The sequence below is a fragment of the Cryobacterium sp. 10S3 genome (assembly GCF_034344045.1).
Classification (GTDB): Bacteria; Actinomycetota; Actinomycetes; order Actinomycetales; family Microbacteriaceae; genus Cryobacterium; species Cryobacterium glucosi.
This window is the reverse complement of the sequence record NZ_CP133773.1, coordinates 1,005,135-1,022,660: the sequence shown is the minus strand read 5'-3', so window position 1 is coordinate 1,022,660 and position 17,526 is coordinate 1,005,135. Positions and strand designations below refer to the sequence as shown.

At 69.5% G+C, this 17,526-nt stretch carries 16 protein-coding genes; 2 read left to right on the top strand and 14 right to left on the bottom strand.

Annotation, left to right across the window (positions count from 1 at the left end; translation table 11 throughout):
- Window positions 1-136 precede the first annotated feature (136 nt).
- Together RHM57_RS04710 and RHM57_RS04705 are read left to right on the top strand one after the other, a co-directional pair.
- A complete protein-coding gene (locus RHM57_RS04710) occupies window positions 137-820 on the top strand; it encodes a winged helix-turn-helix transcriptional regulator (protein ID WP_134559704.1) in 684 nt (227 codons plus the stop codon).
- On the top strand, window positions 817-1,416 hold the full coding sequence (locus RHM57_RS04705; protein ID WP_322136125.1) for a hypothetical protein: 600 nt from the start codon (window positions 817-819) through the stop codon (window positions 1,414-1,416). Before RHM57_RS04710 ends, RHM57_RS04705 begins: the two co-directional genes overlap by 4 nt.
- Before the next feature lie 61 nt (window positions 1,417-1,477).
- Here the strand turns inward: RHM57_RS04705 and RHM57_RS04700 are convergent, their stop codons facing one another.
- The 14 genes from RHM57_RS04700 to RHM57_RS04635 form a co-directional block, all read right to left on the bottom strand.
- A complete protein-coding gene (locus RHM57_RS04700; protein WP_322189606.1) occupies window positions 1,478-2,089 on the bottom strand; it encodes a DNA-3-methyladenine glycosylase in 612 nt (203 codons plus the stop codon).
- Between the two features lie 53 nt (window positions 2,090-2,142).
- On the bottom strand, window positions 2,143-3,579 hold the full coding sequence (gene argH, locus RHM57_RS04695; protein ID WP_322189605.1) for an argininosuccinate lyase: 1,437 nt from the start codon (window positions 3,577-3,579) through the stop codon (window positions 2,143-2,145).
- Window positions 3,580-3,589: 10 nt separating this feature from the next.
- Window positions 3,590-4,789: an argininosuccinate synthase gene (locus RHM57_RS04690; RefSeq protein ID WP_134447017.1), complete on the bottom strand. Its 1,200-nt coding sequence runs from the start codon at window positions 4,787-4,789 to the stop codon at window positions 3,590-3,592.
- 33 nt (window positions 4,790-4,822) lie between these two features.
- Entirely contained in the window at window positions 4,823-5,755 is a 933-nt protein-coding gene (gene argF, locus RHM57_RS04685; protein WP_134447015.1) for an ornithine carbamoyltransferase, read from the bottom strand.
- Window positions 5,756-5,790: 35 nt separating this feature from the next.
- Window positions 5,791-7,053, bottom strand: a complete 1,263-nt coding sequence (locus RHM57_RS04680; protein WP_134447013.1) for an acetylornithine transaminase — start codon at window positions 7,051-7,053, stop codon at window positions 5,791-5,793.
- A gap of 40 nt (window positions 7,054-7,093) precedes the next feature.
- Window positions 7,094-7,945 carry an acetylglutamate kinase gene (gene argB, locus RHM57_RS04675; protein WP_241984934.1) on the bottom strand — a complete coding sequence of 284 codons (852 nt, stop codon included), beginning with the start codon at window positions 7,943-7,945 and terminating at the stop codon, window positions 7,094-7,096.
- Between the two features lie 140 nt (window positions 7,946-8,085).
- The gene (gene argJ, locus RHM57_RS04670) at window positions 8,086-9,258 is read right to left on the bottom strand and encodes a bifunctional glutamate N-acetyltransferase/amino-acid acetyltransferase ArgJ (protein WP_134561846.1); all 1,173 of its coding nucleotides are present in this window, start codon (window positions 9,256-9,258) and stop codon (window positions 8,086-8,088) included.
- The gene (gene argC, locus RHM57_RS04665; RefSeq protein ID WP_322189604.1) at window positions 9,255-10,301 is read right to left on the bottom strand and encodes an N-acetyl-gamma-glutamyl-phosphate reductase; all 1,047 of its coding nucleotides are present in this window, start codon (window positions 10,299-10,301) and stop codon (window positions 9,255-9,257) included. The genes argJ and argC overlap by 4 nt, the downstream gene beginning before the upstream one ends.
- Before the next feature lie 231 nt (window positions 10,302-10,532).
- Window positions 10,533-13,112, bottom strand: a complete 2,580-nt coding sequence (pheT, locus tag RHM57_RS04660) for a phenylalanine--tRNA ligase subunit beta (protein ID WP_134559717.1) — start codon at window positions 13,110-13,112, stop codon at window positions 10,533-10,535.
- Window positions 13,112-14,170: a phenylalanine--tRNA ligase subunit alpha gene (pheS, locus tag RHM57_RS04655; protein ID WP_134447003.1), complete on the bottom strand. Its 1,059-nt coding sequence runs from the start codon at window positions 14,168-14,170 to the stop codon at window positions 13,112-13,114. The genes pheT and pheS overlap by 1 nt, the downstream gene beginning before the upstream one ends.
- Window positions 14,171-14,181: 11 nt before the next feature.
- Window positions 14,182-15,006 (bottom strand): amino acid ABC transporter permease, encoded by an 825-nt coding sequence (locus RHM57_RS04650; RefSeq protein ID WP_134447001.1) that lies wholly within the window; start codon window positions 15,004-15,006, stop codon window positions 14,182-14,184.
- Window positions 15,003-15,650, bottom strand: coding sequence for an amino acid ABC transporter permease (locus RHM57_RS04645; RefSeq protein WP_134446999.1), 648 nt, complete (start codon window positions 15,648-15,650; stop codon window positions 15,003-15,005). Before RHM57_RS04645 ends, RHM57_RS04650 begins: the two co-directional genes overlap by 4 nt.
- A 106-nt stretch (window positions 15,651-15,756) precedes the next feature.
- Entirely contained in the window at window positions 15,757-16,623 is an 867-nt protein-coding gene (locus tag RHM57_RS04640) for a glutamate ABC transporter substrate-binding protein (RefSeq protein WP_134559719.1), read from the bottom strand.
- A gap of 71 nt (window positions 16,624-16,694) precedes the next feature.
- Window positions 16,695-17,483: an amino acid ABC transporter ATP-binding protein gene (locus RHM57_RS04635; RefSeq protein WP_134446995.1), complete on the bottom strand. Its 789-nt coding sequence runs from the start codon at window positions 17,481-17,483 to the stop codon at window positions 16,695-16,697.
- Window positions 17,484-17,526 lie beyond the last annotated feature (43 nt).

Here is a 17,526-nt window from a genome sequence, read left to right as displayed (position 1 = left end):
GGCCGGGAGGACAGGCCTGAGCCTTCATCGTGAATAATTAAGCCTGAAGAATGAATATTCAGATATATAGTGTGTACGCTTACTTTATGCGGGCGAACTCCCGCGCTGCACAGCAATCGCACCGGAGGGCGCGCTCATGTTCGTGATCACCGCAGACCAGATCGACAGCCGCCACGACCGGGACCGGGCCGGCGAGATGATCGCCCGCCTCGCCGCCGACTTCGGCCCCGCCTTCCTCCTGCCGCCAGACCAGACCTCCGGCGACGAGATCCAGGCGCTGCTCACCGACGCCGCGACCGCGCTCGACGTCGTGTTCGCGCTGCACCGGTCGGGGCACTGGAGCATCGGCCTCGGCATCGGCCCGGTCCGGGTGCCGCTCCCCCACGCCACCCGGCAGGCCTCCGGCGCGGCATTCATCGCCGCGCGGGCCGCCGTGACGCGAGCCAAGAAAGCGGATGCCCGCTTCGCCCTCGACGCAGACGGGTCCGGGGCCACGGCGGCCGGGGCATCCGCCGGCCGGCCCCACCCCGGCTTGCCCGCTGGCGCACCGATTCTGGCCGGCGCCGAGGTCGAGGCGCTCATCGCGACCGTGCTCCTGCTCCGCCAGCGCCGTTCGCCGGAGGGCTGGGCGGCGGTCGACCTGCTGCGCGGCGGGCTCAGCCAGGTCGACATCGCCGCCCGGCTCGGGATCACGCCCGCCGCGGTGAGCCAGCGGATCAAGTCCTCGCTCTGGAGGGTCGAGGAGGCTGCACACCCCGCACTCGTTAGGCTCGTGGAAGACCTCGAGCAGACTTCGACAGAAACGGACACCGCCGGATGACGATCCAGTCCTTCCAGATCCTCGCCACGCTGTACTGGATGCTGCTGTTGCTCGTGACGATCGGCTCGCTCGTCTGCGCCGTGCTCGCGTTCCGGTGGCGGAAGCAGACCTTCGCGATCATCTCGGCGGGCGGCCTCGCCGGCGCCCTGCTGATCGCGGCGGCCCCCGCTCCGGGCGGCAGCGACACCTTCGGCGTCATCCTCGGACTGATAGCACTCGCCCTCGCCGTCGTCGGCGGCGGTCCGATGGCCCTGCTCGCACTCGACTTCGCCACCCACGATTCCGCGCGTCCCGGCCAGCACGGCGGCATCCTCGTCGACGACGGCGCGACGCCCGCAGTACCCGGCGCGGCCGGTGCCGTGCACGAGGTGCTCCGCGGCGGTCTCATGATCGGCATCCTCGAACGGCTCGCGGTCGCGGGGGCGATCCTTGCCGGGTTCCCCGAGGCGATCGCCGTCGTCGTCGCCATCAAGGGCGTCGGCCGGTTCACCGAACTCACCGAGGCCGAAACCCGTGAGCGCTTCATCATCGGTACCTTCGCGAGCCTGATCTGGGCCTGCGCGTGCGCCGCCCTCGTGAAGATCGCGACGAGCTGAGCGACTGCGTGCGCTGAGTTACGGCCCCTCTGCGCGATCGGGAGGGTGTTTTGTCCGTGACTCAAACCCCCGACGCGTTTCGAAGCTGCGGATGCCGCCGGTAGGGCGACACGGTCGGCTCGCCCGGGAGCCAGAATCGCCACGGGAACGCCACTCCCCCGCCTGGGCCGCTGACGCCGGTGCGCGGACCGGTGCGTACCGCAGGCGCGGGAATGGCGGGCAGGGTCAGCTCGAACGGCAGGGCGCCGAGATCGGCGCCGTCGTCGCCGAGCCCGATACCGAGGGCGATCGTGAGCCGCGCCGGTCCCCTGGCCAGATCGCCGTCGGTCTTCGAGGTCGTGCGGCGCGACCGGGCTTCGGCCAGTCCGTCGACGATCTCGCCTCCGCGGAGCAGGAGCGCTGACGCGGCACCCTCCGGGGAACAGACGATGTTGGCGCAGACGTGCATCCCATAGCTGAAATACGCGTAGAGGTGCCCGGGCGGGCCGTACATGGCCGCATTACGCCGGGTGCGACCCCGGAAGGCATGCGAGCCCGGGTCGGTTCCGTCGCCGAGGTAAGCCTCGACCTCGGTGATGCGCAGCGCGACCCCGCCGTGGCGGAGAACCGCACCGAGCACGAGCGGGGCGAGTTCGACCGCCGGCCGTGCGAGCAGCTCCCGGTCGAGGCTCACCGGCGGCGCCCGTCACGTCGCAGTTCCCGCGCGGCGTTCACCCGTGGCGCCCGCTAGAGCGCGAGTGCCGAGGCGAGCACGCGCACCCGGGCGACGAGCACGGCACGCTGCTCGGCAACGCGAACCGGGGCGGTGCCGCCCTGGCCGTCGCGACCCTCGACGGACCCGTGGATGCTCAGCACGCTGCGCACCTCGGGGGTCAGGTGCGCGGAGATCGTGAGGAGCGCGTCATCGTCGACCTCGTGGAGTTCGAGTTCGTTCTGCTCGGCGTACTTCACGAGGAGCCCGGTGATCTCGTGCGCGTCCCGGAACGACACACGCTGCTTGACGAGCCATTCGGCGACATCGGTGGCCAGGGAGTAGCCCGCGGGGGCGAGTTCCGCCATCCGCTCGGTGTGGAAGGTCAGCGTCGCCATCATGCCGGCGAAGGCGGGCAGGAGCACCTCGAGGGTGTCGATCGAGTCGAAGACGGGTTCCTTGTCCTCCTGCAGGTCGCGGTTGTACGCGAGCGGGAGACCCTTGAGGGTCGTGAGCAGGCCGGTGAGGTTGCCGATCATGCGACCGGACTTGCCGCGGGCGAGTTCGGCGATGTCGGGGTTCTTCTTCTGCGGCATGATCGAGGACCCGGTCGAGTACGCGTCGTCGAGGGTGACGAAACCGAATTCGCGGGTGTTCCAGAGGATGATCTCCTCGGCGAGGCGGGAGATGTCGATGCCGATCTGGGCGGTGATGTACGCGAACTCGGCGACGAGGTCGCGGCTCGCGGTTCCGTCGATCGAGTTCTCGACGACGTGGCCGAAGCCGAGGTCGGTCGCGACGAGCCGGGCGTCGAGGCCGAGGGTGTTCCCGGCGAGGGCGCCGGAACCGTACGGCGAGTAGTCCGCGCGCTTGCCCCAGTCGGTGAAGCGTTCGAGGTCGCGCACGAGCGGCCAGCAGTGCGCGAAGAGGTGGTGGGCGAGGAGCACCGGCTGCGCATGCTGCAGGTGGGTGCGCCCGGGCATGATCGCGGTCTCGTTGGCCTCGGCCTGGGCGGCGAGGGCGTCGATCACCGTGATCAGGTGCGCGGAGATGCTCGCGGCCTTGTCGCGGAGCAGCATCCGAATCAGGGTGGCGACCTGGTCGTTCCGGCTGCGCCCGGCGCGGAGCTTGCCGCCGAGCGGGGCGCCGACGATGTCGATCAGGCCGCGTTCGAGGGCGGAGTGCACGTCCTCGTCGCTCTCGGCAGGCTGGAAGCTTCCATCGTTGATGGCGGCGTCGAGCCGGTCGAGCCCGGCGATCATGGCGGCGAGTTCTTCGGCGCTCAGGTAACCAGCGGCGGCCAGGGCACGGGCGTGAGCCCGGGAACCCCGGATGTCGTATGGCGCGAGTGGCCAGTCGAACTGGGTCGACTTGCTCAACCGTGCGAGCTCGGGGCTCGGTCCCCCGGCGAAGCGGCCACCCCAGAGGGCGCCCGCCTCACCGGCGCGGTTGACCGGAGAATCGCCTGTCATGCTCCGGACCCTACTTGCCGGCCAGGTCGCGGCGTGCGGAGATCTTGCTCGGCAGCGACCACAGCTCGATGAACCCCTTGGCCATGCTCTGGTCGAAGGTGTCTCCGGTGTCGTAGGTGGCGAGGTTGAAGTCGTAGAGGCTCTGCGGGCTCGTGCGGCCGGTGACGACCGCGGTGCCGGCGTGCAGCTTGAGGCGGATGTCGCCGGTCACGTACTTCTGCGTCTCGTCGATGAACACGTCGAGGGCACGCTTGAGGCCGGAGAACCAGAGCCCGTCGTAGACGAGTTCTGCCCACTTGGCCTCGACGCCGCGCTTGTAGCGGGCGAGGTCGCGTTCGATGGTCATGTTCTCGAGCTCTTCGTGCGCGGCGATGAGGGCGATGCCGGCGGGGGCCTCGTAGACCTCGCGGCTCTTGATGCCGACGAGGCGGTCTTCGACCATGTCGATCCGGCCGACGCCCTGGTCGCCGGCGAGCTTGTTCATGATCTCGATGGCCTGCAGAGGCGTGACGGGCTTGCCGTCGATCGCGACGGGGACGCCCTGGTCGAAGCGGATGACGACCTCGGTCGCGTCCCGCGTGACCGTGGGGTCCTGGGTGTACGTGTAGAGGTCCTCGATCGGCGCGTTCCACGGGTCTTCGAGGAAGCCGGTCTCGACCGCGCGGCCGTAGACGTTCTGGTCGATCGAGTACGGGCTCTTCGCGGACTGCTTGATCGGCAGGTTGTGCTCCGCGGCGTAGATGATGGCCTTGTCGCGGGTCAGCGCGAAGTCCCGGACCGGGGCGAGGGAGATCAGGTCGGGAGCGAGCGCGGCGACGGCGGCCTCGAACCGGACCTGGTCGTTGCCCTTGCCGGTGCAGCCGTGGGCGACGCTGTCGGCGCCGAGCGCCTTGGCGGTGGAGGCGAGGTACTTGGCGATCAGCGGGCGGCTGAGCGCGGAGACGAGCGGGTAGCGCTTCTGGTACAGCGCGTTGGCCTTGAGGGCCGGGACGATGTAGTCGTTGGCGAATTCGTCCTTCGCGTCGACGACGATGGCCTCGACGGCGCCGCAGTCGAGCGCACGCTGGCGGATGGCCTCCATGTCTTCGCCGTCCTGCCCGACGTCGATGGCGAGTGCTACGACCTCCTTGCCGGTCGCATCCTTCAGCCAGCCGATGCCGACCGAGGTATCCAGTCCACCGGAGTATGCGAGCACAACACGTTCAGCCATGGTTCTCCCTCTAAATATCTACTAAGTCTCAGTTTACGGGTTGGTGTTGTGGCCGAGCAGCCAGACCAGCAGCGCCTTCTGCGCGTGCAGGCGGTTCTCGGCCTCATCCCAGATGATGCTCTGCGGCCCGTCGATGACGTCCGCGGTGACCTCGTAACCGCGGTCGGCGGGGAGGCAGTGCATGAAGAGCGCGTCGGGCTTGGCGCGGGCGAGCAGCGCGCTGTCGACGCGGTAGGCGCCGAGGGAGGCGACGCGTGCGGCCTTCTCCTCCTCGAAACCCATCGACACCCAGGTGTCCGTGACGACGACGTCGACGCCGGTGACCGCTTCCGCGGGGTCGGTGTAGAGGGTGATCGAGCCGCCGGTCTTCGCGGCGATGGCCTCGGCATCCGCCAGCACCTGCGGCTGCGGGGTGTAGCCGGCCGGGGAGGCGACACGGATGTGCATGCCTGCCGTCGCGCCGGCGAGGAGGTAGGAGTGCGCCATGTTGCAGGCGCCGTCGCCGAGGAAGGTCAGGGTGAGGCCGGCGAGCTCGCCGCGGTGTTCGCGGATGGTGAGCAGGTCGGCGAGGAGCTGGCAGGGGTGGAAGTCGTCGGAGAGCGCGTTGACGACGGGCACGGTGGTGCCGAGGGCCATCTCCTCGAGGCCGGCCTGGCCGTAGGTGCGCCAGACGATCGCGGCGACCTGGCGTTCGAGCACGCGGGCGGTATCGCCCGCGGTCTCCTTGCCCCCGAGCTGGCTGTTGGCGGTGCTGATGATCAGCGGGCTTCCGCCGAGGTCGGCGATGCCGACGGCGAAGGACACCCGGGTGCGGGTCGACGACTTGTCGAAGATCACGGCGACGGTCTGGGGGCCCGCGAGGGGTTTCGCCTGGAATCGGTCGCGCTTGAGCTCAACGGCCAGGTCGAGGATCTCGGCTTGTTCGGCCGGGGAGATGTCGTCGTCGCGCAGGAAATGGCGGGTCACGGGGTCACTTTCGCTGGAATGGGGGATTCTTCAGCCTAGAGGCTGGCCAGGGCGAGCCCGAATCGGCGCCCGAATTCGGCCAGCTCGGCCTCGCCGACGATGAGGGGCGGCGCGAGCCGGATGGTGGACTCGTTTGCGGCGTTGATGATGAGGCCGGCCTCGAGGGCCGCGTCGGCGAGCTTCAGGGCCACGGGCTCGGCGAGTCCGATTCCGAGCAGCAGGCCGCGGCCCCGCACCTCGAGGATGTGCGGGGAGTCGAAGCCGAGGATCAGGTCGCGGAGCTGCTCGCCGCGGCGGGCGGCGTTGGCGACGAGGCCGTCCCGCTCGATGATGCCGAGCACGGTGTTGGCGGTCGTGGTCGCGAGCGGGTTCCCGCCGAAGGTCGAGCCGTGCTGGCCGCGCTGGAACAGCTCGGACGTCGCACCGAAGGTGACGAGGGCGCCGATCGGTACCCCGCCGCCGATGCCCTTGGCGATCGAGATCGCATCGGGCAGGATGCCGTCGTGCTGGTACGCGAACCAGTCTCCGGTGCGTCCGGCACCGGTCTGCACCTCGTCGAGGATGAGCAGGACCCCGTGCCGGGTGCAGAGCTCTCGGGCGCGGCGCAGGAAGCCGTCCGGCAGGTCGATGACGCCGGCTTCCCCCTGCACGGGCTCGAGGAACAGGGCCGCGACGGTGTCGTCGATCGCGGCCTCGAGGGCCTCGAAGGTCGCGTGGATGTGCTCGACGCCGCCGGGCACCGGCAGGAACGGCGCCCGCATGGCGGGCTTGCCTGACAGGGCGAGGGCGCCCATGGTGCGGCCGTGGAAGGACTCGTGCAACGAGAGGATGCGGGTGCGCGGCCGACCGGGCTCACTCCCGATATTGAGGCGGGCGAGTTTGAAGGCCGCCTCGTTGGCCTCGGCGCCCGAGTTGCAGAAGTAGACGCGGCCGGCCGGGCCGGCCCCGGTGATGCGCTTGAGCCGTTCGGCGAGCTCGATCTGCGAGGGAGACGCGAAGTAGTTGGAGATGTGCGCGAGGGTGCCGACCTGGGCGGACACGGCGGCGACCATCTCGGGGTGGGCGTGCCCGAGGGAGTTGACGGCGATGCCCGCGAGGAAGTCGAGGTATTCGGTGCCGTTCTCGTCCCAGACGTAGCAGCCGGCGCCGCGGACGAGCATCGCGCGCGGCGGCGCGAAGGTGAGCATCATCGCCGCGGTGTATCGGTCCCGCCAGCCCTCGCTGCGTTCCGCGAGCGTGGCCGCGTCGGTCGTGCCCGCGTAGGTTGCCGGTGAGTCGGTGATCGTTTCGCCTGTCATTCTCAAATCCGTCGTGTCGGTGCTGTGGTGCGGTTGGGCTTCAGTTCGCCCGGGGTACTACTTCGGTGCCGATCCCGCTCCCGGTGAAGACCTCGAGCAGGATCGAGTGCGGCACGCGCCCGTCGATGATGGCCGCCTTGGCGACGCCGCCCTCGACGGCGTCGAGGCAGGCGGTCATCTTGGGGATCATCCCGGATTCCAGGTCGGGCAGCAGGGCGCGGAGCTCGGGCACTTCGATGATCGAGACGAGGGAGTCCCGGTTCGGCCAGTCGCTGTAGAGCCCGGCGACATCGGTGAGGATGACGAGCTTCTCGGCCCCGAGCGCGATGGCGAGGGACGCGGCGGCGGCGTCGGCGTTGATGTTCAGGGACTGGCCCGGGACATCCGTGTCTGGCGCGATCGAGGAGATCACCGGGATGCGGCCCGCGTCGAGCTGGGCGTGCACGGCCTCTGGGTCGACGCCGATCACGTCGCCGACGAGGCCGAGGTCGACCTCCTCGCCGTCGATCATCGTGCCGCGGCGGCGGCCCTGGAAGAGTCCGGCGTCCTCGCCGGAGAGGCCGGCCGCGAGGGGGCCGTGCTCGTTGATGTGGCTGACGAGCTCGCGGTTGATCTGGCCGGTGAGCACCATCCGCACGACGTCCATCGCCTCGGGGGTCGTCACGCGGTAGCCGCCGCGGAATTCGCTCTGGATGCCGAGGCGGTCGAGCATCGCCGAGATCTGCGGGCCGCCTCCGTGCACGACGACGGGGCGGAGGCCGGCATAACGCAGGTAGACCATGTCCTCGGCGAAGCTGCGCTGCAGCGCCTCGCTGACCATGGCGTTACCGCCGAACTTGACGACGATGATCTTGTCGTGGAAGTGCTTGAGCCAGGGCAGCGACTCGATCAGGGTCTCGGCCTTGACCGCGGCCTCGGCCCGGGTGTTCGACTCGGCCTCGGTCGTGTCGACCTCTGCGTCGCTCGCGTGCGTTCCTGTGCCGGTGTCCGCGAGCGGATGCCGGTGCGAGGCCTTGCCGTGCGTGTGACGGGTCAACTCGAGTACGCGCTGTTCTCTTCGACGTAGGCGTGCGTGAGGTCGTTGGTCCAGATCGTCGCTTCCGCGTCCCCCGCGTGCAGCGTGATCAGCACCGTGACGGAGCGTGGCGTGAGGTCGACGAGTTCGCGGGGCTGGTCCGGCTCCCCCGCGGTGCAGACCTGCACCCCGTTGATCGTGACGTCGATGTTGTACGGGTCGAAGGCGGCATCCGTCGTGCCGACGGCGGCGAGCACGCGGCCCCAGTTCGGGTCGTTGCCGAAGATGGCGGTCTTGAACAGGTTGCTGCGGGAGACAGCGCGGGCCACGGTGACGGCGTCGGCTTCGGTCTCGGCGTTGCGCACGGTGATGGCGACGTCGTGGGCGCTGCCCTCCGCGTCGGCCTGCAGCTGCAGGGTGAGGTCCTGGCAGATCGCGGTGAGCGCGGCGGCGAATTCGGCTTCGTCCGGCGCGATGCCGCTCGCGCCAGAGCCGAGCAGGCTCACGGTGTCGTTGGTCGACATGCATCCGTCGGAGTCGAGGCGGTCGAAGGTGATCCGGGTCGCGACCCGGAGCGCCCTGTCGAGCTGGGCGGAGTCGAGGACGGCGTCGGTCGTGATCACGACGAGCATTGTCGCGAGGCCGGGGGCGAGCATGCCTGCGCCCTTGGCCATCCCGCCGATCGACCAGCCGGCCGGCGCGGTCACGGCGGACTGCTTCGGAGTGGTGTCGGTCGTCATGATGGCCCTGGCGGCGGACAGGCCCGCTTCGGCGGACGTCGAGTCGTCCGTGCGCAGGGCGAGGGTGGCGTCCCAGATGCCTGCGGTGATCTTGTCCAGGTCGAGCTGTTCGCCGATCAGGCCGGTCGAGCAGACGAGCACCTCCCCGGCGGACACGCCGAGGCGGTCACCGACGGCCTCCGCGGTCGCATGGGTGGTCTGGAAGCCGATGCTGCCGGTGTAGCAGTTCGCACCGCCCGAGTTGAGCACGATCGCGCGGACGCTGCCGCCGCGCATGACCTGCTGGCTCCAGATCACCGGGTTCGCCTTGCAGCGATTGCTCGTGAACACGGTCGCGGCACTGGAGAGCGGGCCGAGGTTCTGCACGACGGCGAGGTCGAGTCCGCCGGACTTCTTGAGGCCGGCTGTGACGCCGGCTGCCGCGAATCCGGCGGGGGTTGTGACGCTCACGGGGCGACTCCATTCATGCTGAGGCCCAGGGTCTCGGGCAGCCCGAAGGCCAGGTTTGCGGATTGGATCGCGGCACCGGCGGTGCCCTTGGCGAGGTTGTCGACGGCGGTCACCGTGACGACGCGGCCGACGGCCTCGTCGACGGCGAGGCCGATCAGTGCGGTGTTGGCGCCGAGCACGTCGCTCGTGCGGGGGAAGTGTCCGGCCGGGAGCAGGTGCACAAACGGTTCGTCTGCGTATGCGCTCTCCCAGGCTGCGCGCACGGCGGCTGCGGAGGTGCCGGGCACGAGGCGCGCCGTCGCCGTCGCGAGGATGCCGCGGGACATCGGCACGATCACGGGCGTGAAGGAGATGGTCGGATTCACGGCGCCCGCCCAGCGCAGGCTCTGCTGGATTTCGGGAATGTGCCGGTGGGTGCCGCCGACCGCGTACGGGTTGGCGGATCCGAGCACCTCTGCGGCGAGGTTCGGGACTTTGAGGCTCTTGCCCGCACCCGAGGGTCCGACGGCGAGCACGGCGACGAGGTCGGCCGGTTCGATCACGCCGGCGTGGATGCCGGGCGCGAGGGCCAGTGCGACCGTGCTCGCGTTGCACCCGGGCGCGGCGATCCGGCGGGCTCCGACCAGGCGGGAGCGCTGCTTGCCGCCACCGGGGATCGGGAGTTCGGGGACGCCGTACGCCCACGAGCCGAAGTAGTCGCCGCCGTAGAACGCCGCCCAGTCCGCTGCATCCTCCAGCCGGTGGTCCGCGCCGCAGTCGATCACGAGCGTGTCGGGCGACAGCTCCGCGCTCAGGGCACCGGATGCCCCGTGCGGCAGGGCGAGGAAGACGACGTCGTGCCCGGCGAGGTTGACGGCGTTCGTGTCCACGAGGGTGAGGTGCGCGAGGCCGCGAAGGTGCGGTTGCACGTCGATCAATCGCTGGCCCGCGTTGCTGTGCGCGGTCACCGTGCGCACCTCGAATTCAGGGTGTCCGGCGAGCATTCGCAGCAATTCTCCGCCCGCGTAACCGCTCGCGCCTGCAATTGCTACCGAAAAAGCCATGTGACAAACCTATCGCGCTGCCCCGCGCCCCCGGGAATCCGGGCGACATCGGGTCGGTTCCCGCCGGCATCCGCACCCGGCCACCCGAGCGCACGTCAGCTGCGCACGCAAGAAAGTTGCGCGCCACCTCCGCCGCGACGCGCCAATCGCGCCCGATCGCGCGCCATTTCCGCCGTTTCGCGCCAGGCGTGCCTGGCGCGAAACGGCGCACGTGGCGCGCACCCCGGAGTCTTACTCGCGGAGGGTCGCGTCGAAGCGGGCGGCCGCGACGGCCACGCCGGCGAGCTTCGCGTCGCTCGCTTCCGCGGCGGTCAGGGTGCGGTCGGGGGCCCGGAATCGCAGCGCGAACGTCAGCGACTTGCGGCCGGGCTCGATCCCGGTGCCGCGGTAGTCGTCGACGAGCTCGATGTGGTCGAGCAGCGCGCCGGCCCCTTCAGCCACTGCCGCGAGCACCTCGGCTGCGGGCACCGTGGCGCTGACGACGAGCGAGAGGTCCTGGGTCGCTGCGGGCATCGTCTTGATCGGTGCGGCGTGCAGTTCGGAACCGGCCTGGGCGAAGACGTCGGAGAGGGTGATCTCGGCGACGGCGACCACGGCGGGCAGGTCGAAGCCGGTCGCGACGGCGGGCAGCAGTTCGCCCGCGAAGCCGACGCTCAGCTCCCCGTCTGCGGTGGCGACGAACAACTCGGCGGTGCGGCCGGGGTGCATCGCCGGGTGCACTCCCTGGCGCACCAGGATCGGCACGCCGGTCGCGAGCGCGACCTGCTGCACGGCGGCGAGGGCGTCCTGCCAGCCTGCGGCGATCGGCGCCCGGCCGGGCTGGTGCCGCACGGTGTTCCCGGTGAGAGCGACGGCGACGGAGTACGGCTGCGGCGGGATGCCCGCGTTGAGCTCGGCCTCGAGTGCCGTGCTGGGGCGGGTGGCACCCGCCGGTACGACGAGGCTGCCGTAGCGGATGCCCGCCACCGGCCGGAAGACGAGTCCCTGTTCGAAGACGGCCAGGTCGGTGATCCCGCGAGAACGGTTGCGGTGCGCGATCCGCAGCAGGCCAGGGAGGATCGAGGTGCGCAGGAAAGGCGCCTCGCCGTCGAGCGGATTGGCTACGCGGATCTGGGGGACCTCGGCGACGGCGGGGATGCCGGCGGCGGCACCGGCGGCATCCGTCGTGGTCGCGAGCGGTGCGAAGAGGCGGTTGTCGGCCTCGGATACGAACGGGTAGGCGAGCACCTCGGTGTGGCCGGTGGCCGCGAGGGTCTGCGCGACCGTGCGGCGCAGGCGCTGCACGAGGGTCAGGCCGCGGCCGGGCGGGGCGACCGGGAGCACAGAGGGGATGCTGTCGTAGCCGACGATGCGGGCGACCTCCTCTGCGAGGGTCCACTTGTCGGTGAGGTCGGGGCGCCAGGTCGGCGGGGTCACCGAGAGTCCGGTCGGGGTTTCGACGAGCAGGCCGCCGATCTCGGCGAGGGCTGAGCGCTCCTCGTCGTCCGAGTAGGTGCGCCCTATCAAGCCGGAGATGAAGTCGCGCGGGAGCTCGATCGCGACGGGCGGCACGGAGGAGTCGAGCGCGGAGCCGAGGCCGTCCGCGGTTCCGCCGGCGAGGTCGACGAGCAGCTGCACGACGCGGGCAGCTGCCACGGCGGCGACCTGAGGGTCCACTCCGCGTTCGAAGCGACGGGAGGCCTCGCTCGGGAGCTTGTGGCGGCGGGCGCTGCGGGCGATCGACACCGGGTCGAAGTTCGCGGCCTCGATGAGCACGTTCGTGGTGGATGCACCGATCTCGGTGCTGCGGCCGCCCATCACGCCGGCGAGGCCGATGGCACCGGACTCGTCGGTGATCAGGAGGTCCTCGGAGTGCAGGGCGCGCACGACGCCGTCGAGGGTCGTGAGCTTCTCCCCCGGTTCCGCCCGGCGCACCAGGATGCCGCCGGCGAGGGCGTCGAGGTCGTAGCCGTGCAGCGGCTGGCCGAGTTCGAGCATGACGTAGTTGGTCACGTCGACGACGAGCGAGATGGACCGCATGCCCGCGAGGGCGAGCCGGGTGATCATCCAGGCCGGAGTGGGCCGGGACGGGTCGACGCCGCGCACGGCGCGGGTCACGAAGACGCTCGCGCCCACGCGACCGCGGATGGGGGAAGCGTCGGCGAGCGTGACGGGGAAATCAATCGTGGAAACCGCGGTCACCGTCGCGAGGGCGGGGTCGCGGAAGGCGGCCCCTGTCGCGTGCGAGTATTCGCGGGCGATGCCGCGGATCGAGAACGCGTAGCCGCGGTCGGGGGTCACGTTGACCTCGACGGCGGTGTCGTCGAGTCCGAGGAGGGCGATCGCGTCGGTGCCGACCGGGGCGTCGTCGAGGCCGAGGTTCTTCAGGAGCAGAATGCCATCATGCTCGTCGCCGAGGCCGAGCTCGCGGGCCGAGGCGATCATGCCGTCGGAGACGTGGCCGTAGGTCTTGCGGGGCGCGATCGGGAACGGGCCGGGGAGCACCGCGCCGGGCAGGGTCACGACGACCTTGTCGCCGACGACGAAGTTGTGGGCGCCGCAGACGATGCCGTGCACGGCGGGGCCGCCGTCGGCCGCGGTTTCGTCGCCGGGCGCGACGCGCACCTGACACCAGTTGATGATCTTGCCGTTGGTCTGCGGCTCTCCGACGAACTCGAGCACCTCGCCGACGACGATCGGGCCGGTCAGCTCGAAGCGGTGGATCTCTTCTTCTTCGAGGCCGACGCTCACGAGGGCGGCGTGTACGGCTTCGGGGGTCGTGCCGGGTTCGAGGTCGACGAATTCGCCGAGCCAGCTCAGGGGAACGCGCATCAGACGGTCATCCCGTACTGCTGGCTGAACCGTGCGTCGCCTTCGACCATGTCGTGCATATCCTTCACATCGTTGCGGAACATCAGTGCTCGTTCGACGCCGACGCCGAACGCGAAGCCCGAGTAGACCTCGGGGTCGATCCCCGCGGAGCGGAGCACGTTTGCGTTGACCATGCCGCAGCCGCCCCACTCGATCCAGCGCGCGCCGCCCTTGAAGGTCGGGTGCCAGACGTCGAGCTCGGCGCTCGGTTCGGTGAACGGGAAGTAGTTCGGCCGCAGCCGCACCTTCGCCTCCGGGCCGAAGAGGGCCTGCACGAAGTGGTCGAGGGTGCCGCGGAGGTGCGCCATCGTGAGCCCCTTGTCGACGGCGATGCCCTCGATCTGGTGGAACACGGGAGTGTGGGTCGCATCGAGCTCGTCGGTGCGGTACACCCGGCCGGGCGCGACGACGTAGACCGGCAGCTCGCGGGAGAGCAGGGCGCGCATCTGCACGGGCGAGGTGTGCGTGCGCAGCACGAGGTGTGCCTCGGGCGGGTCGATGAAGAAGGTGTCCTGCATCGCGCGCGCCGGGTGGTCCTCGTCGAAGTTGAGCGCGTCGAAGTTGAACCACTCGCTTTCGAGCTCGGGGCCTTCCGCGACCTCCCAGCCCATCGCGACGAAGACGTCGGCGACGCGTTCCTGCAGCAGGGCGAGCGGATGCCGCGCCCCGGCGTGCCAGGTCGACGCCGCTGCCGTGACATCCACCGTTTCAGCGGCGAGCTGTGCGGCGGCCTCTGCCGCGCCGATCTCCGCCTCGCGGGCGGAGAGGGCCTGGTTGACCCGGGCCCTGGCCTGGCCGACGAGCTTGCCGGCCGCCGCCTTCTGTTCCTTCGACACCGAACGCATCAGTGCGTTCAGGCGGGAGAGCGGAGACGCCTCACCGGCGTGTTCGCTCCGGGCCGCCTTGAGGGCGGACGAGTCGGCGGCGGCGGATATGGCGGCCAGGGCGGCGGTGACCGCCGCGGTCACGGCCGCTTCGGAGATTTCGGCCGGTGCGGGGTTTTCGGTGGATTCAGACACAAGTCCCAAGTTTAGTGCGTGGGCTTCGAACCGCTCCGCCGGGCGATCCGCCGGGCCAGCCACGACAGCGACAGGTTCATCGCGAGGTAGATGACGAGCACGACGAAGAAGAAGGAGAAGGAGTATCGGTTGCCGAAGAAGTTGGTCAGGTCACGCATGCTGCGCAGGAGTTCGGAGTATCCCACCACGAAGGCGAGCGAGGTGTCCTTGAGCAGCACGACGAGCTGGGCGATGATGATCGGCAGCATCTGCCGGAAAGCCTGCGGGAATTCGATCCGGAGTCGCGTCGCGATGGGGGTCAGGCCGATCGCGAGACCGGCTTCGCGCTGGCCGCGTGGGAGCGCCTTGATACCGGCCCGGAGGGCCTCGCCGATGATCGCGCCGTTGTAGACGGCGAGGGCGGCGACGCCGGCCCAGAACGATCCGGTTGAGAAGACGAGCAGGACGAACAGCATCATCAGCAGCACGGGCATGCCGCGGAAGAATTCGAGGACGACCGTGGTCGGCACCCGGATCCAGGCCGTGTCGGAGGCGCGGCCGAAGGAGAACAGCACACCGAGGACGAGGGCGAGGACGGCCGCGACACCGGCCATCTCGAGGGTCGCGAGCGCGCCGCGGCCGAGCGAGCGCCAGACCTCGAGGTCGTTGAAGACGTCCCAGCGGCTCAGGTCCCAGAGTCCGGGCTGTACGGCGCCGTTGGCGCTCGCCTTCGGGGCTCCCAGGGCGAGCACGAGGGCGACGACACCGACGGCGATCACGGCGACGCCGACGTAGGAGATGATGCGGGACATCCGCCGGGCCTTGGGGCCTGGCGCATCGTAGAGGACCGAGGTCATCGGAGCACCGCCACTCTCTTCTCGACCCGGCCGGCGATGATGCCGAGGGTCACGGTGATCAGCAGGTAGAAGACGGCCACCGCGAGCAGGATTGCGAGGACCTGGTCGCCGCGGTCGTTGGTGACCTGGCGGGCGGCGCCGAAGAGTTCGAAGACGAAGAAGGCGCCGGCGACGGAGGTGTTCTTCGCGAGGGCGATGAACACGTTGATCAGGGGCGGCACGACCATCCGCAGCGCCTGCGGCAGGATCACGAAGGCGAGCGACTGGCCGAAGCCGAGCCCGATGCTGCGGGCGGCCTCGGCCTGGCCGACGTGCACGCCGTTGATACCGCTGCGCACGGCTTCGGCGACGAACGGCGAGGTGTAGACGGTGAGGCCGATCGCTGCGAGCGTGAAGTAGCCGGGCGAGAACTGCAGGTATGGCAGCAGGAACGCGCAGAAGAAGAGGATCAGGGTCAGGGGTGTGTTGCGGATGATCTCGGTGTAGACCGTGGCGAAGCCGCGGAACGAGCCGATGGGCGAGATGCGCAGGCCGGCAACGATCAGGCCGAGAATGAGTGCGCCCACCCCGGAGATGACGAGCAGGCCGAGGGTGTTTCGAAAGCCTTCGAGGAAGACCGGCAGGTTATCGATGACTGCGTCCATGCCTCAACTCCTCTTCTATGTCTGTGTCTGTGGGTGTCGGTGGGTGCATTCGAACGCGAGGCCGGGCGGATGCCGCATCAGGCATCCGCCCGGCGTCGCGCGGGTTCTAGTAGCGGTTGATGGTCGGCGGGGTGGGGGTGTCGAGGACCTTGCCTGCGGTGGCCTCCCAGGCCGCTGCCCAGGTTCCGTCGGTGAAGGAGGCGTCCAGGGTGTCGTTGATGAAGGCGCGGAATTCGGTGTCGTCCTTCTTCAGCCCGATGCCGTACGGCTCCTTGGTGAATGGCTTGCCGACGACCTCGAATTCGCCGGAGTTCTGGTCGGCGAGACCGGCGAGGATGACGTTGTCGGTCGTGACCGCGACGACTTCACCGCTGCGCAGCGGGCCGAGGCAGTTGGAGTAAGTGTCCGTCGCGATCACGTTGGTCGTGTACGCGGCGATGTTCTTCTCCGAGGTCGAGCCGCTCACGGTGCAGACCGGCTTCCCAGTGAGGTCCTCTGGCCCGGTGATCTTGTTCGGGTTCCCGGCGAGCACGAGCAGGTCCTGTCCGGCTTCGTAGTACGGGCCGGCGAAGGAGACGACCTCCTTGCGCTTGTCGTTGATCGTGTAGGTCGCGATGACGATGTCGACCTGGCCGTTCGTGATGAACGGTTCCCGGTTGGCCGACACGGTCTCGACCCAGTTGATCTTGTCCGCTGCGATGCCGAGCTTGGCCGCGATGAGCTTGCCGATCTCGACGTCGAATCCGACGGGGCCGTTCGGGCCCTTGAGTCCGAACAACGGCTGGTCGAACTTGGTGCCGATGGTGATCTTGCCTGCTTCGGCGAGCTTGGCCATTGTCGTGCCCGGCGCGAACGTCGGGGTGGCGGCGACGGGGGCCGCAGAGGGGGATGCACCGGAGTCGGTGCAGGCGCTGAGCGTGAGAACGCTCGCGAGGGCAATGGCAGAAATCACTAGACCTTTATTGAGTCGCATGGTGTCCTCCTGGGTGCTGTGTGCGGGGATCGCCGGTCGTGTGACCGGCAAGTACTGCGGGAAGAGGATCCTCAGTGCGCGAGGATCTTCGAAAGGAAGTCTTTGGCGCGGGTGGTCTGCGGGTTGGTGAAGAAACGGTCCGGGGTCGATTCCTCGACGATCTCGCCCTCGGCCATGAAGATGACCCGGTTGGCGGCCCTGCGGGCGAAGCCCATCTCGTGGGTGACCACGATCATGGTCATTCCGTCGTTGGCGAGATCGATCATGACCTCGAGAACCTCGTTGATCATTTCGGGGTCGAGTGCGCTCGTCGGCTCGTCGAGGAGGATGACCTTGGGTTCCATGGCGAGGGCCCTGGCGATCGCGACGCGCTGCTGCTGGCCGCCGGAGAGCTGGGCGGGCATCTTGTGGGCCTGGTCGGCGACGCCGACCCGCTCGAGGAGGGCCATCGCCCGGGTCTCGGCGTCGGCCTTGGACAGCCCGCGCACCTTGATCGGCCCGAGGGTGACGTTCTGCAGCACCGTCATGTGCGCGAACAGGTTGAACGCCTGGAAGACCATGCCGACGTCTGCCCGCAGCCGGGCCAGGCCCCTGCCCTCTTCGGGAAGGGCCTGACCGTCGATCGTGATGACGCCGGAGTCGATCGTCTCGAGGCGATTGATAGCCCGGCAGAGCGTGGACTTGCCCGACCCGCTCGGGCCGATGACGACGACGACCTCGCCACGGGTGACGACGGCGTTGATGTTCTTGAGGACGTGCAGCTCGCCGAAGTGCTTGTTGACATCGGTAACGACCACGAGGGGCTCGCCCCGACGCACCGTGATGTTCGACGTAGCCGGCGTGGGATCTGTAGGCTCCATATCCCCCAATCTAGGGGAAATTGTTAGCAGCGCAAACCAATCC